This window comes from Bacillus sp. AF23 (assembly GCF_020861455.1).
Classification (GTDB): Bacteria; Bacillota; Bacilli; order Bacillales; family Bacillaceae; genus Bacillus; species Bacillus halotolerans.
The window spans coordinates 395,588-409,850 of the sequence record NZ_JAJHVY010000015.1; the positions used below are offsets into that span (position 1 = coordinate 395,588).

Here is a 14,263-nt window from a genome sequence, read left to right on the forward strand (position 1 = left end):
TTCTATTTTAACATGTTTTTTGATAAATCGTTATGGTGTTTACTGCTTGCTAATAAAAGCAGATAACTCATCAACAGAAACTTCTGTTGACTCACCCGTTTTGCGGATTTTAACTTCCACAATTCCTTCATCAGCCCGTTTGCCGACAGTAATACGGATTGGAAGACCGATTAGATCCGAGTCAGCAAATTTTACGCCGGCACGTTCCGCACGATCGTCATACAGCACTTCATAGCCTTTCGCCTTTAAATCACCGTACAGCTTTTCAGCCAATTCTTTTTGCGCATCGTTTTTGATATTCAGCGCAAGAATATGAAGATCATACGGCGCGACGCTTTTTGGCCATATTAAGCCTTTTTCGTCGTGATGCTGTTCAGCAATAGCAGAAAGGGTTCTGGAAACACCGATTCCGTAACAGCCCATCAGCATTGGCTGTGCTCGTCCGTTTTCATCTAAATATGTCGCATTCATCGCTTCAGAATAACGAGTTCCAAGCTTAAAGACTTGTCCGACTTCGATTCCTTCTGCAAAACGGATCGTGCCTTTGCCGTCTGGTGACGGGTCGCCTTCCTTAATAAAGCGAAGATCGGCAAATTCTTTAATTTGCGCATCACGGCTTACGTTGACATTTTTATAATGATAATCTCCTTCATTCGCACCGGCAACAGCATTAACCATTGCTTTAACAGCGAAATCTGCATAGACGTCAATCTCTTGATTCACACCGATAGGTCCGACAAAGCCAGGCTCTGTTCCAAGCTGCTGAACGACCTCTTCATGGGAAGCAAGTTCCATAACCTCTGCATGCAGGAGATTCTTCACTTTAATATCATTCACTTCGTGATCCCCTCGTACAAGCACCAGAACAAAACGGTCATCCGCTTTAAACAATACCGATTTAATGCAGGCTTCAGCTGAAACCTGTAAAAATGCAGTCAGCTCATCGATCGTTTTCACATTAGGAGTGTGCACTTTTTCTAAAGCGATAGGCTCTTCATTTGAAGGGACTTCCTGATAAAGAACTTCAGCCATTTCGATATTGGCTGCATATTGTGATTCATCAGAGTACGCAATGGTATCCTCTCCGATTTCAGAAAGTGCCATAAACTCATGTGTATCTTTTCCACCCATGGCACCTGAATCAGCGATAACAGGTCTTACATTAATGCCGCAGCGGGCGAAAACATTAGAATACGCATTGTACATTTTTTGATATGTTTCATCCAAGCTCTCTTCAGAAGCATGGAAAGAATAAGCATCCTTCATAATGAATTCGCGGCCTCTTAATAAACCGAAGCGCGGGCGTTTTTCATCCCTGAATTTAGACTGGATTTGGTACAGAGTCAGAGGGAGACGCTTATAGGATTTAACCTCATCGCGAACGAGTGAAGTGATCACTTCTTCATGCGTTGCCCCTAAAGCAAATTCACGGCCGTGACGGTCTTTAAGTCTCATCAGTTCAGGACCGTACGTATACCATCTGCCTGATTCCTGCCATGTCTCAGCCTGCTGCAGCGCGGGCATAAGCATTTCTACAGCGTCGATTTTTTCCATTTCCTCACGGACGATCTGCTGAATGTTTTGAATAACCTTATACGCAAGAGGCATATAGCTGTATACCCCGCTCGTATTCTGTCTGATAAATCCTGCTCTTAGAAGAAGCTGATGACTTTTCGCTTCGGCATCAGCTGGAACTTCACGGAGCGTAGGAATAAGCGTCAAGCTTTGTCTCATTTCTTCGCACCTCTGATTGATTTACTTTTCATTTACAAAAACAGCCGCTGGATATCGTTCCATGTAACGACCAGCATAAGAAGCATTAGGAAAGCGACTCCGATAAACACCACAAAGGCTTCTTTTTCTCTGTTGATCGGTTTGCCCCGAATGGCTTCTATAAATAGAAACAACAGTCTTCCGCCGTCAAGAGCCGGAATCGGAAGCAGGTTGACGATCCCAAGGTTAATACTTAAAAATGCAGCAAACTGGAATAAATTAATGATTCCCGTTTTTGCCACTTGGTCTGTCATATCGTATATGCCGACAGGACCTGAAAGCATATCAATTTTAAATTGTCCTGTCACTAATTTACTGAGATTTGTTAATATCGCTTTTGTAACATCAACAGTTGATGTTGCACCATAAGCAACTGCTGAGAGAACGCCTTTCTCAGTCGGCGCGTAAGAACCAAAGCGGCCGATTGTTTTTTTGTTCTCATCTTTAACGGCTTCCGGAGTAACTGAAATGTGGAGCGTTTTGTTATCTCTTTTTACCTCAACGTCAATTTCTTTTTCCGGGTTTTCTTTTACCGCAGAGACAATGTCGGTCCAGGACCTCATCTTCTCTCCGTTAATGCTTTGAATGTAATCTCCTTCTTTTAGCCCTGCTTCGGCTGCCCGTCCGTTGTCTGTCAGCTGTCCAAGCATAGGCTCATTTGACGGAACACCCTGAATCAGCCCAAGCATCACTAAAATGACATAAGCCAATATGAAATTCATAATCGGACCTGCGGCAATCGCCTTAATTCGCTGCCACACAGGTTTGGAACCAAACTGGCGGTTATACGGCGCGATTTGAACTTCTTCTCCGTCAACAATGAAAAAGGAGGTTTCACTCACACTAAAGCTGGAAAGCTCATCCTCTTTCCCCTGTTCATAGCCGGTGATCTTCATGTCATGCTCTAGGTCCGCCGTTTCCACCTCGATAATTAAAGCATCCGGGTATTTTTCCTTTTGATTGATGATGACTTTTTCAACCTGATCCTCTTTGTTAAAAAGAAGCCCGATCGTGTAGCCGGGTTTCACCTCAATCATTTCCGGATCTTCGCCGGCCATGCGGACAAACCCGCCGACCGGGAGAAGTCTGATCGTATACACCGTTTCATTTTTTTTGAATGAAAAGATTTTTGGACCAAAGCCGATCGCAAATTCACGGCACAGAATTCCCGCTCTTTGGGCTAACAACAAATGGCCCAGTTCATGGAAGAAAACGAGCGTTCCGAAAATAATGATAAACGCTATAACTGTATTCACGAACATACCACCTTATGTGAGTATTGAATTGACGTATCCCCGGGTATCTTTGTCCACTTCCTGAATGTCTGCCAAGCTAGGCTTTTGAATAACCTGATGGCGGTTTAATGCCTTTTCGATACAGTCTTCAATCGCTAAAAACGATATCTTGCCCGCTAAAAAGGCGGCGACAGCCACTTCATTTGCCGCGTTTAGCACAGTCGGCATTGTTCCCCCTATTTTACCTGATTCAAAGGCAAATTGTAAGCAGCGGAACCTGTCAAAGTCAGCTTTCTCAAAATGAAGAGTGCCGATTTCCCACAGCTCGAGCCTTTTGGCGTCTGGCAATGGCAATCGGTCGGGATAGGTGAGCGCATATTGAATCGGAACCCTCATATCAGGAGTGCCGAGCTGTGCAATCACACTTTTGTCATGAAACTCTACCATGGAATGGATGATGCTCTCCTTATGTAAGACCACATCGATTTGTTCATATGGAATATCGAAAAGCCAATGCGCCTCAATCACCTCTAATCCCTTATTCATCATTGTAGCCGAATCAATTGTAATTTTTGCACCCATTGACCAATTCGGGTGCTGTAATGCATCTTCAATTGTAACTGATTCGAGCTGCTCCCGCGTCTTGTCCCGAAAACTTCCGCCGGACGCCGTAATGATAAGGCGATCAATGTTTTTAGCCTGTTCGCCTTGCAGGGCTTGAAAAATGGCTGAATGCTCACTGTCAACGGGCAGCAGCGGAACATTGTATTTCTTAGCATGTTCTTTAACTATATGCCCGGCAGTGACAAGAGTTTCCTTATTTGCAAGCGCAATTGTTTTTTTCTGTTCGATCGCCTTTAACGTAGGAATGAGACCGACACTCCCAAGCAAGGCATTGACAACAATATCGACTTCCTCCATAACTGCCGCTTCAATCAGGCCTTCTTCTCCAAGCCCGATCTGGCAATCAAATGAAAAAGAAACTTGTTTTAATTTGTGATATGTATCCAGATCACCGACAGATACAAACTTCGGCTGAAAGGCCTCTATCATCGGCACGGCCTTATCAATATTTTTGCCGAACGACATAGATACCAGCTGAAATTGGTCTTGGTGCGTACGCAATACGTCAAGAGTCTGTTCGCCGATTGATCCTGTTGCTCCTAAAAGACAAATATTTTTCAAAGTGCCACTACTCCTATTCTTTTTGCTGCATAATCAGTCTCTAATTCATATTAGACTTTTTTATGAAAAAAGGGCAAGCAGAAAGTACAAGAAAGGCATGACAAACAAAAAACTGTCAAAACGGTCTAGCACACCGCCATGCCCGGGAAGAATTTTCCCAGAATCCTTTACATCGTAATGTCTTTTCAGAGCGGATTCTACTAAATCCCCAATCTGTCCGAAAACAGACAAAAACAGTGTGATCAAAAGCAGATAGAAATATGGGATCGGCAAGTTTGCCACAAGCTGAAAAATCGTCGAAAGTACAAGTGCAATGACGATTCCGCCTACAAATCCCTCAACTGTTTTATTAGGGCTGATTTCAGGCCACAGTTTTCGTTTCCCAAGCGATTTCCCGACAAAATATGCACCGGAATCAGTCGACCAAATCACGACACAGGCATAAAAAATGTATGTCAGCCCATGCTGATCAAGATTTCTGATTTCAATAAAATAATGAAAACACATTCCGATGTAAATCGTTGCAAGGGTAATAAAGCCGACTTCATCAAAGGTAAAAGTGTTCTTCACCAATACTGTGTACGTCAGTAAAATCAGTACTGCGAACAAAGCCGTTTCAATTTTCGAGATACCATTCGCTTCAAAAAAAGAGTACTGGCTTGGCATTAAGAACATCCATAACAATAAAAGACTGATCAATCCAGGCAGTGAAACCAGCTTAAGTTTTTTCATCCGCAGAAGCTCAAAAAGCGCTACACTGCCCATTGCATAAACTAATATGGTGAACGGCAAATTCCCGACAATAACTAAAAATAAAAATACAATTGCTGCCAGAACACCTGTCAAAATTCTTTGTTTCATGTCCACCATCCTCTAAATTCCGCCAAACCTCCGGCCCCGTTGCTGATATTCTCCTAACGCCTGCAAGAAATGATTTTCTTTAAAGTCAGGCCACAGAACGTCAGTAAAGACAAATTCACTGTAGGCAACCTGCCAAAGCATAAAGTTGCTTAGTCTAATCTCGCCACTCGTTCGAATTAAAAGTTCAGGATCCTGCAAAGATTCAGTCATTAAATGATTAGAAAAAAGCGACTCATCAATGTCTTCTATTTTCAAAGAACCATCCTTCACTTTTTCCGCGAGTGTTTTTGCAGCAGTGACAATTTCAGTACGCCCTCCATAGTTGAGAGCAAAATTAAGGATCAGCCCGTCATTTTGCGCCGTATCCTTTACAGCCTTTTCAATCGCACGCATTGTGTGCGGCGGCAAGGCTGATTCATCTCCTATAATCCGGACCTGCACATTCTCCTCAACAAGTTCCGGTAGATACGTATTTAAAAACTCTTCAGGAAGCTTCATCAAAAAATCAACTTCCATTTTCGGCCGCTTCCAGTTTTCTGTTGAAAATGCGTACAGGGTCAGTACCTTGACACCCAATTCGTTAGCAAGCTTTGTTGTCCTTTTAACCACCTTCATTCCTTCGTGGTGGCCTGCAATTCGGGGGAGAGAGCGTTTTTTAGCCCAACGGCCATTTCCATCCATTATAATGGCGATGTGTTCGGGGATTTCCCCCTTAAGTATGTCTTCTTTTGTATAGCGTTCTAAGTTGGAAGCCGCAGTTTGCTGGTTCTTCCAATTTTTGAGTATGTTGAGCATGAGATTCCTCCGTCACCCAAAAAGGTTGCATTCCCTGCTGATAACCAATGTAATCAACAGTATTAACAAAAAAACCCCCTGTAAACATGAGAGGGTCTTTTCACTATTATCTATTGTACATAGTTTTTCATTAAACTTCCATGATTTCTTTTTCTTTGTCTTTTGTGACACTGTCAATTTTTGACACATATTCATCTGTCAGTTTTTGAACATCTTCATTGGAAGCACGCAGCTCATCTTCAGTGATGTCTCCGTTTTTCTCAAGTTTTTTGAGATCATCGTTCGCATCACGGCGTACATTTCGTACAGCTACTTTTGCGTCTTCAGCATATTTTTTTACAACTTTGACTAATTCTTTACGTCTTTCTTCTGTTAGCGCAGGAATCGCAATGCGAATCATATTGCCGTCGCTCGTTGGCGTTAAGCCTAAATCCGCTTTTAAAATTGCTTTTTCGATATCACCGATTGCTGACTTGTCGTATGGTGTTATGACCAGCATACGAGCTTCAGGCACGTTAATAGAAGACAGCTGATTTAAAGGTGTCTGTGCTCCGTAATATTCAACTGTTACTTTATCTAATAAAGATGGGTTCGCACGGCCTGCGCGTACAGTAGCCAATTCACGCTGATAAGCAGCAATTGCTTTTTCCATTTTTTCTTTCGTTTGTGTTAATACTTCTTTTGACACGTTATTTCCCCCTCACGATCGTTCCGATTGATTCGCCTGTCACGGCGCGTTTAATATTTCCTTCTTCCATAATAGAAAAGACGATTAGCGGAATGTCATTATCCATGCATAAAGATGATGCTGTTGAATCCATCACTTCCAAGCCGTCTTTTAGAACGTCAAGGTAAGAAAGCGATTCATATTTTACAGCTGATTCATCTTTTCTAGGATCAGCATTATACACACCGTCAACATTGTTTTTAGCCATTAAAATAACGTCTGCTTCAATTTCAGCAGCGCGCAGTGCAGCTGTCGTATCAGTTGAGAAATATGGGTTTCCTGTACCCGCAGCAAAAATAACGACACGTTTTTTCTCTAAGTGGCGTATCGCTTTTCTTCTGATATACGGTTCAGCAACTTGTCTCATTTCAATGGATGTTTGCACTCTGGACTGGATTCCGAGTGTTTCCAAGCTGTCTTGAAGAGCAAGCGAGTTCATCACTGTCGCCAGCATCCCCATATAGTCTGCAGTTGCGCGGTCCATGCCCAGGTCACTTCCTGTTTTTCCGCGCCATAAGTTGCCGCCGCCTACTACAACAGCCACTTCGATTTCAAGCTCAGCGATTTCTTTCACTTGCTTTGCAATGGATTGAATGACAGTAGGGTTAATTCCATTACCCTGTTCCCCTGCCAATGCTTCCCCGCTAAGCTTTAATACGATACGTTTGTATTTTGGTTTTTCCATAATAACCTCCAAGTGTAAACATTGCCGTTTTCTATTATGCAAGAGAAAAAAAGGTTTGTAAATATAGTTTTAAAAATAGGGAACACAAAGTGTGTCCCCTATACTGCCTGAAAAGACGCGACTTGATCGCGACATCTTTTCACCATTATTTTTTCACTTGGTTCATTACTTCTTCAGCAAAGTTTTCTTGACGTTTTTCGATACCTTCGCCAACTTCATAGCGAACGAAAGTTTCAACAGTTGCGTTTTTCGCCGCAACAACTTGTTTCACTTTTTCATCTGGGTTTTTAACAAATGCTTGGTCTAAAAGACAAATTTCTTCGAAGAATTTGTTCAGACGGCCTTCAACCATTTTCGCTACGATGTTTTCAGGTTTTCCTTCTTGAAGAGCTTGCTGAGTTAAGATTTGACGCTCATGGTCTGTTTCTTCTTCTGATACTTGGTCACGAGAAATATAACGAGGGTTAACCGCAGCAACATGCATTGCGATATCTTTCGCAGTTTCTTCGTCAGTTGTACCGTTAAGAACAGTTAATACGCCGATGCGTCCGCCCATGTGAAGGTAAGCACCGAATGCAGAGCTGTCATCTTTTGTAAGAACAGCAAAGCGGCGAAGCGTGATTTTCTCACCGATTTTAGCAACTGCACTTGTAATGTACTCTTCTACAGTAGAGCCGTTGTCCATTTTTTGGCCCATTGCTTCTTCAACATCTGCAGGAGTGTTTGCAAGAAGGTGGTCAGCCAATGTATTAAGAAGCTCTACGAAGCCTTCGTTTTTCGCAACGAAATCAGTTTCAGAGTTTACTTCTAAAATAACACCTTTGTTGCCGTCAGTTTTAATAAGAGTTGAACCTTCTGCTGCGATACGGTCAGCTTTTTTCGCTGCTTTTGCAATTCCTTTTTCTCTAAGAAGGTCAATTGCTTTGTCCATATCTCCATCAGTTTCAGTTAACGCTTTTTTACAATCCATCATACCCGCGCCAGTTTTTTGACGCAGTTCTTTTACTTGCTGTGCAGTAATAGCCATTTGTATTCCTCCTTATATGTTTAAACAAGATATGTATCATGACATTTTTCTTGAAAAAAGGTGATAAAAGGCAGTCCCTCTTATCACCTTTTGAATAGGTTACGCAGTTGTTGTTTCAGTTTCTGGTGCAGTTTCTTCAGCAACTTCCGCTTCTTCTTCGCCTTGCTTCGCTTCTAAGATTGCATCTGCCATTTTAGAAGTTAGAAGTTTAACAGCGCGGATAGCGTCATCGTTCGCAGGAATAACAACATCGATTTCATCAGGATCACAGTTAGTATCTACAATTCCGATGATAGGGATGTTTAATTTGCGAGCTTCCGCAACAGCAATGCGCTCTTTGCGAGGATCGATGATGAACAATGCATCAGGAAGATCCTTCATTTCTTTAATTCCGCCTAGGAATTTTTCAAGACGCTCTAATTCTTTTTTCAATTGAACGACTTCTTTTTTAGGAAGTACTTCAAACGTACCGTTTTCTTGCATTTTTTCAATGTCTTTAAGACGTTTAATACGTTTTTGGATTGTTTCAAAGTTTGTTAATGTACCGCCCAACCAGCGTTGGTTGACATAGTACATGCCAGAGCGTTGAGCTTCTTCTTTAACAGAATCTTGAGCTTGTTTTTTTGTACCTACGAAAAGGATTCTTCCGCCTTCAGCAGCAAGATTTTTAGTGAAGTTGTAAGCTTCCTCTACTTTTTTGACTGTTTTTTGAAGGTCAATGATGTAGATTCCGTTACGCTCCGTGAAAATATAACGCTTCATTTTTGGGTTCCAACGGCGTGTTTGGTGACCGAAGTGAACACCAGCTTCAAGCAATTGCTTCATAGAAATGACTGACATGTTATTTCCTCCTAATATAATGGTTTTTTTCCTCCGCTTAGGTCATTTTTGTGCAGAACTGCCGCCTGCAGCACCCTCTGCATAAATCGTTAAGCGTGTGTATTTAACACCAAGACATAATATAACACAGCTTTATGCGACAATCAAGAATCCTTTACAGCTTTGGAGCGAAATTTTAGAAATAGCTCGATTTCTGTCTTTCCGCTCTTCAATTTCTGAGCAATTTCACCAGCTGAATATCCCTGTTCATATAATGACATAACTTCATCTTCAAATGAACGGGCATCGCTGTTTACGTTCTCTTCCGCCCTCTCAACCTCGTTGATCAGACCTTCGATATGCTCGGGAAGAGCGTTGTTTTCTTCCTGAACAGCACCTCGCTCTGAATGTTGTTCTGCCTGCTGATGCTGTTCTGCCTGCTGATGCTCTTCCTTCTGTTTTTCTTCAGTTTGAACAGAAGGTACATCCAAGTTGTCTATCAACTTCTCATTTTCTTCTTTTAGTTCAAGAAGAAATGCCGCAAGTGTGTTCTCCGTCTCTTCCAGCAGCTTCTTTTGCTGTTTTTCTGTTTCTTTCACAGCTGCGAGCCTCATATACAGGATAATGACAGCGTACAGAAGAACGCCGTGAAGCGTGAAGCTTAAAAGCCATAATAGTGTTGACATGTTTTTCACTCGCTAATCATGAGAATTCTTTATTGAATTACTTTTTCAAGCAGATTCTTTAATTTAAATAGTGCCTTTGAATGTATTTGTGATATACGGGACGTAGAAAGATTCAATACCTGTCCGATTTCTGTCAATGTCAATTCCTCTTTATAGAACAAACTGACCACAAGCTGTTCTTTTTCAGAGAGTTCGTGAATTTTGTCCGCAAGCTGCGCAATCAGCTCATCTTTCATGATCTTTTCTTCCGGCGGGACATTTTTGTCATCTCTGATCATGACCTGGATGTTTTCCCCGTCATCCTGATCATGAAGCTTTTCGTCAATTGACAGCAGATTTGCAAAAAAACCTTCATTCATTGTTGACACTACATCCTGTTCCGTCATTCCGAGTTCCTCTGCAATTTCTGCGGGCGATACATTCCGAAGATAGCGCTGTTCAAGCTTTTCAATCGCCGCTTCAACCTTCTTTGTTTTTTCACGCGAGGTTCTGGGCAGCCAATCCTCTTTACGAAGCCCGTCAATAATTGCACCGCGAATTCTAAACGAGGCGTAGGTATCAAATTTTAAGTCCCGGCTGGGGTCAAATTTTTCAAGGGCATCATATAAACCAAGCATACCAAGGCTCATAAGATCGTCTTTATGCACTGATTTTGGCAGTCCGACAGAAATTCTGCCTACATGATATGTGACAAGCGGCATGTAACGGCGCATTAAATCATCACCGGCCTTAGGATCTTTCCACTCTTTCCAGCGCGACCAAAGCACCTGATCTTCATAATTCAAGGATTGCATTGTTATCCCCCTAATACCTTAATTAAATCGTTTTTTCACCTTGTTTAACAGTTCGAATATGCAGCATACAGGACTTCGGTTCAAATTCTATCGTACGGCCGCTTGAGCCTCCCGTATCTTCACTGATAATCGGAATTTTATATAATGACAGCTGTTCCTTTATCGCTAAGACATTTCTCGGTCCGATCTTCATCAAATCATTCGTCATTTTAAATTTAAACATCTCTGATCCGCCGGCAAGCTTTGCTTTTAACGCAAACTTTCGGCAGCCCGCTTCTACCAGCATATCAATCGTAGCTTTTACAGCGGTATCGGCATATTTTGCCCGATTGAGTTCAGCTGTTTTTGATAACGTCGAATCTGGCAGCATGACATGGACAAGCCCCGCCGTTTGCTTTTCTTTATCGTAAAGCACCAGCCCTACACACGACCCTAAACCAGACGTCCGGATTGAATCCGGGAAGCGGGCGATCTTCACGTCCGCTATTCCAACCTTTACAACAGCAGCCTCAGTTGTACTCATAATGAAGCACCCAAGGCGACAAAGAGCTTTTCAAATGAATCATAGTCCGGCAGCATAAACATATGCGCTTTTAGCTCCTGCTGATGGCTTTGGTCAAAAATTGACGTATCAACAACAATTGCATGTTCTCCAACCTGGCTGAGCTCCATCAGACCTTCACTGATGACAGCACCGAACATGTCCAGTGAAACTTCTGGAACACTCGGGTAAAGCTGGAGTTTCGTCAAATCAGCCAATGCCGTTAAATATGATCCTGCTAAAATATTGCCCAGTTCATGCAAAGCGGAAGAACTCATATGATCTTCACCCAGGTTTTCTATATCAAAATCCGGGTTGCCGATCAGCTCTCTGATAAACTGCTCCGCCTGATAAAAAGGCATTATAAAGAACATTGAGCCCGTCAAATCGCCTTCCATTCTTAAAAAGATACTGGCGACCGGCATTTCTGCTCCGCCGAAAAAGTCTACAAGTTCATCAAACGACAGTAACTTTGCAAACGGGACTTCCATATCAATCTTTCTATTTAACAGCTGGGCCATTGCAGAAGCAGAGTGGCCGGCTCCGATATTGCCGACTTCCCGCAAAATGTCCATCTGCTCTTCTTTGATTCCATTAAAAATACTCATGTCATAACCCCTTTAAGATTAAGCTTGATCGGGCACAGCGGACTGAGATGATTCTTTATCCAAAACCGCATTTGCATCAATAATATTTAAGAGCCTGTTCTCTTGTTTTACAATTTGTTTGATCGACACATACGTGTCTTTTTGAACACTTTCCGGAGCGGACTCTATTTCACTTTCATGAACTGTTATGACATCATTTGCTTCATCCACGATCCAGCCGACTTCAATATCACGATAAGCAATAATGATAATTCGTGTTTCATCGGTAATTTCATACTCAGGCAAGCTGAGACGCTTTCTTAAATCAATAACCGGAGTCACCACGCCGCGCAAATTGATCACTCCGCAAATATAAGGTTCAACGCCTGGCACTCTCGTTGGCTTTTGCCATTTCTCAATTGATTTCACCTGAGTGACAGAAATGGCATATTCTTTGCCATTTACCATAAAGACAATCATTTTTTCGCCTGTTTTAATTTCTGCAGTCATGTGAGACACCTCCTCGTATGGTTAAATAATCAGTGCATTACAATCGATAATGAGCGCTACTTCTCCGTCTCCTAAAATAGTAGCTCCGGAAATTGCAAAGACGTTTGTTAAATAATCTCCGAGTGATTTCAGCACAACTTCCTGCTGGCCAATAAAGGAGTCCACCACAAATGCAGTAGGTTTGTCGCCTTTCTTCACGACAATGATATGGAGCTGTTCTGCATCTTGTCTTGTATCTTCTATTTTAAACTCTTCTTTTAAATATACGACAGGGACAATATGCCCTCTAAAATCAATTACTTCACGGTCATGCGTTTGCAGAATATCTTTTCTGTCTATAACTGCCGTTTCAATTATAGAAGAAATCGGAATCGCAAATGTCTCTTCTTCCAATTTGATCAGCAGAACTGAAATAATGGACAATGTAAGCGGAAGCTGAATGCTGAATAGTGATCCTTGTCCTTCTGCAGATCTCACACTGACTGAACCGCCGAGTGACTCGAGTTTATTTTTCACAACATCAAGCCCGACACCCCGCCCGGAAATATCCGAAATTTGATCAGCTGTAGAGAACCCCGGAGCAAATATCAATTCATAAATTTCATTGTCTTCTAAAGTTTCAGCTTCTCTTTCTGTAATGACACCGCGCTCAAGCGCTTTTTCAAGGATTTTTTTGCGATTAAGACCTGCCCCGTCATCCTCTACTTCAATAAAGACGTGATTTCCGCTGTGATAAGCTTTCAGCACAACTTTTCCAGACTCAGGTTTTCCTTTTTGCAAACGTGTTTCCGGAGACTCAATTCCATGGTCAATACTGTTTCTGATTAAGTGAACGAGCGGATCTCCAATTTCATCAATTACTGTTCGATCGAGTTCTGTTTCCGCACCGATGATGGAGAGTTCGATTTTTTTATTCAGCTCTTTTTGAAGCTGGCGAATCATTCTTGGGAAACGGTTAAAAACAGTTTCAACCGGAACCATTCTCATGTTGAGAATAATAGACTGCAAATCGCCGGAAATTCTCGTCATTCGCTCGACTGTTTCAGTCAATTCATTGTGCTCAAGCTCTTTTGCAATCTGCTCAAGACGTCCGCGGTCAATGACAAGCTCTTCAAATAAGTTCATTAAAGAATCAAGCCTGTCGATATTGACACGAATCGTTTTAGATCCGCCTGTATGCTTCGACTGTTCATCGTTTTTAGCAGGCTGCTTTTGTTTATCCTGCTTAACAGGTGCCTGTGCAGCAGCTGGTGTATCCGCCTGAGGCTCCTCCGGTTTTTCAGCTGGTTGTATAGGCGAGCCCTGAATAATTTCAACATGCTCGACCTCTGAAACTCCGTTGATGATCTGTTCAACGTCTTCAGCCGTTTGATTCGTTAAGAAGCAAACCTGGAAGTCAGTGCCGAAATCTTCCGTCTCAAGCACTTCCGCACTCGGTATTGTTTTGGCTACTTCTCCGATCTCATTGAGCTTCTCAAAAACCATATATACACGAACCGCTTTTAACATACAGTCTTCTTTCAGAGAAATTGTGATTTCATACCGTTTGAAACCTTGCTCCTCCGCTTCTTCTATCACTGTTCGTTCAAACTCATCATATCCCCAATCAGATGCTGAACCCTTCGCTTCAGCAGGTTCCGCTGAAGCAGCAGTCTCAGCATGCGCACCGTTCACGTCAAGCTTTGCGCTCACTTCAGAGATATCTCTTTTACCATCCCCGCCGTCAATAATAGACTGAACCATTGCTTCCAGATGATCCAGGGCTTCAAACAAGATATCCATCCAGTCTGATGTAACTGCCATATCTCCGTTTCGAAAAGCATCCAATACGTTTTCAAGCAGATGGGTTAAATGGGCTAAATCCGTATACCCCATCGTTGCGCTCATACCTTTTAGTGTATGGGCAGCCCTGAATATATCGTGGACGAGCTGAAGATCTGTCGGGTCTTTCTCTAAAAGGAGAAGCTTTTCATTACATGTTTGTAAATGTTCTTTACTTTCATCAATAAAGACATCTAAATATTGATTCATATCCATT

The 14,263-nt window shown here is 42.3% G+C and carries 15 protein-coding genes; all 15 read right to left on the bottom strand.

From position 1 onward, the window contains the following. Window positions 1-39 precede the first annotated feature (39 nt). Window positions 40-1,734 carry a proline--tRNA ligase gene (proS, locus tag LNN34_RS07215; RefSeq protein ID WP_217827021.1) on the bottom strand — a complete coding sequence of 565 codons (1,695 nt, stop codon included), beginning with the start codon at window positions 1,732-1,734 and terminating at the stop codon, window positions 40-42. Between the two features lie 32 nt (window positions 1,735-1,766). Next, window positions 1,767-3,035: an RIP metalloprotease RseP gene (gene rseP / locus LNN34_RS07220; protein WP_081638303.1), complete on the bottom strand. Its 1,269-nt coding sequence runs from the start codon at window positions 3,033-3,035 to the stop codon at window positions 1,767-1,769. 6 nt (window positions 3,036-3,041) lie between these two features. Next, window positions 3,042-4,193: a 1-deoxy-D-xylulose-5-phosphate reductoisomerase gene (gene dxr / locus LNN34_RS07225; protein WP_059352914.1), complete on the bottom strand. Its 1,152-nt coding sequence runs from the start codon at window positions 4,191-4,193 to the stop codon at window positions 3,042-3,044. Between the two features lie 60 nt (window positions 4,194-4,253). Continuing rightward, on the bottom strand, window positions 4,254-5,063 hold the full coding sequence (cdsA, locus tag LNN34_RS07230) for a phosphatidate cytidylyltransferase (RefSeq protein WP_081638302.1): 810 nt from the start codon (window positions 5,061-5,063) through the stop codon (window positions 4,254-4,256). Between the two features lie 3 nt (window positions 5,064-5,066). After that, on the bottom strand, window positions 5,067-5,849 hold the full coding sequence (locus LNN34_RS07235) for an isoprenyl transferase (RefSeq protein ID WP_024121421.1): 783 nt from the start codon (window positions 5,847-5,849) through the stop codon (window positions 5,067-5,069). Window positions 5,850-5,979: 130 nt separating this feature from the next. After that, on the bottom strand, window positions 5,980-6,537 hold the full coding sequence (gene frr, locus LNN34_RS07240) for a ribosome recycling factor (protein WP_024121420.1): 558 nt from the start codon (window positions 6,535-6,537) through the stop codon (window positions 5,980-5,982). A gap of 1 nt (window position 6,538) precedes the next feature. Then, the gene (gene pyrH, locus LNN34_RS07245) at window positions 6,539-7,261 is read right to left on the bottom strand and encodes a UMP kinase (RefSeq protein ID WP_202657004.1); all 723 of its coding nucleotides are present in this window, start codon (window positions 7,259-7,261) and stop codon (window positions 6,539-6,541) included. A gap of 145 nt (window positions 7,262-7,406) precedes the next feature. Then, on the bottom strand, window positions 7,407-8,288 hold the full coding sequence (gene tsf, locus LNN34_RS07250) for a translation elongation factor Ts (RefSeq protein ID WP_024121419.1): 882 nt from the start codon (window positions 8,286-8,288) through the stop codon (window positions 7,407-7,409). A gap of 99 nt (window positions 8,289-8,387) precedes the next feature. After that, window positions 8,388-9,128, bottom strand: coding sequence for a 30S ribosomal protein S2 (gene rpsB, locus LNN34_RS07255; protein WP_024121418.1), 741 nt, complete (start codon window positions 9,126-9,128; stop codon window positions 8,388-8,390). A 143-nt stretch (window positions 9,129-9,271) separates the two neighbouring features. Then, window positions 9,272-9,793 carry a hypothetical protein gene (locus LNN34_RS07260; RefSeq protein WP_059335789.1) on the bottom strand — a complete coding sequence of 174 codons (522 nt, stop codon included), beginning with the start codon at window positions 9,791-9,793 and terminating at the stop codon, window positions 9,272-9,274. A gap of 29 nt (window positions 9,794-9,822) precedes the next feature. Next, window positions 9,823-10,587, bottom strand: a complete 765-nt coding sequence (gene sigD / locus LNN34_RS07265) for an RNA polymerase sigma-28 factor SigD (RefSeq protein ID WP_010334270.1) — start codon at window positions 10,585-10,587, stop codon at window positions 9,823-9,825. A 22-nt stretch (window positions 10,588-10,609) separates the two neighbouring features. Then, on the bottom strand, window positions 10,610-11,110 hold the full coding sequence (cheD, locus tag LNN34_RS07270; RefSeq protein ID WP_044155874.1) for a chemoreceptor glutamine deamidase CheD: 501 nt from the start codon (window positions 11,108-11,110) through the stop codon (window positions 10,610-10,612). Beyond that, window positions 11,107-11,736, bottom strand: a complete 630-nt coding sequence (gene cheC / locus LNN34_RS07275; RefSeq protein WP_024121415.1) for a CheY-P phosphatase CheC — start codon at window positions 11,734-11,736, stop codon at window positions 11,107-11,109. The genes cheD and cheC overlap by 4 nt, the downstream gene beginning before the upstream one ends. 18 nt (window positions 11,737-11,754) lie before the next feature. Then, window positions 11,755-12,225 carry a chemotaxis protein CheW gene (cheW, locus tag LNN34_RS07280; RefSeq protein ID WP_024121414.1) on the bottom strand — a complete coding sequence of 157 codons (471 nt, stop codon included), beginning with the start codon at window positions 12,223-12,225 and terminating at the stop codon, window positions 11,755-11,757. A 21-nt stretch (window positions 12,226-12,246) separates the two neighbouring features. After that, the gene (cheA, locus tag LNN34_RS07285; RefSeq protein ID WP_059352913.1) at window positions 12,247-14,262 is read right to left on the bottom strand and encodes a chemotaxis protein CheA; all 2,016 of its coding nucleotides are present in this window, start codon (window positions 14,260-14,262) and stop codon (window positions 12,247-12,249) included. Window position 14,263 lies beyond the last annotated feature (1 nt).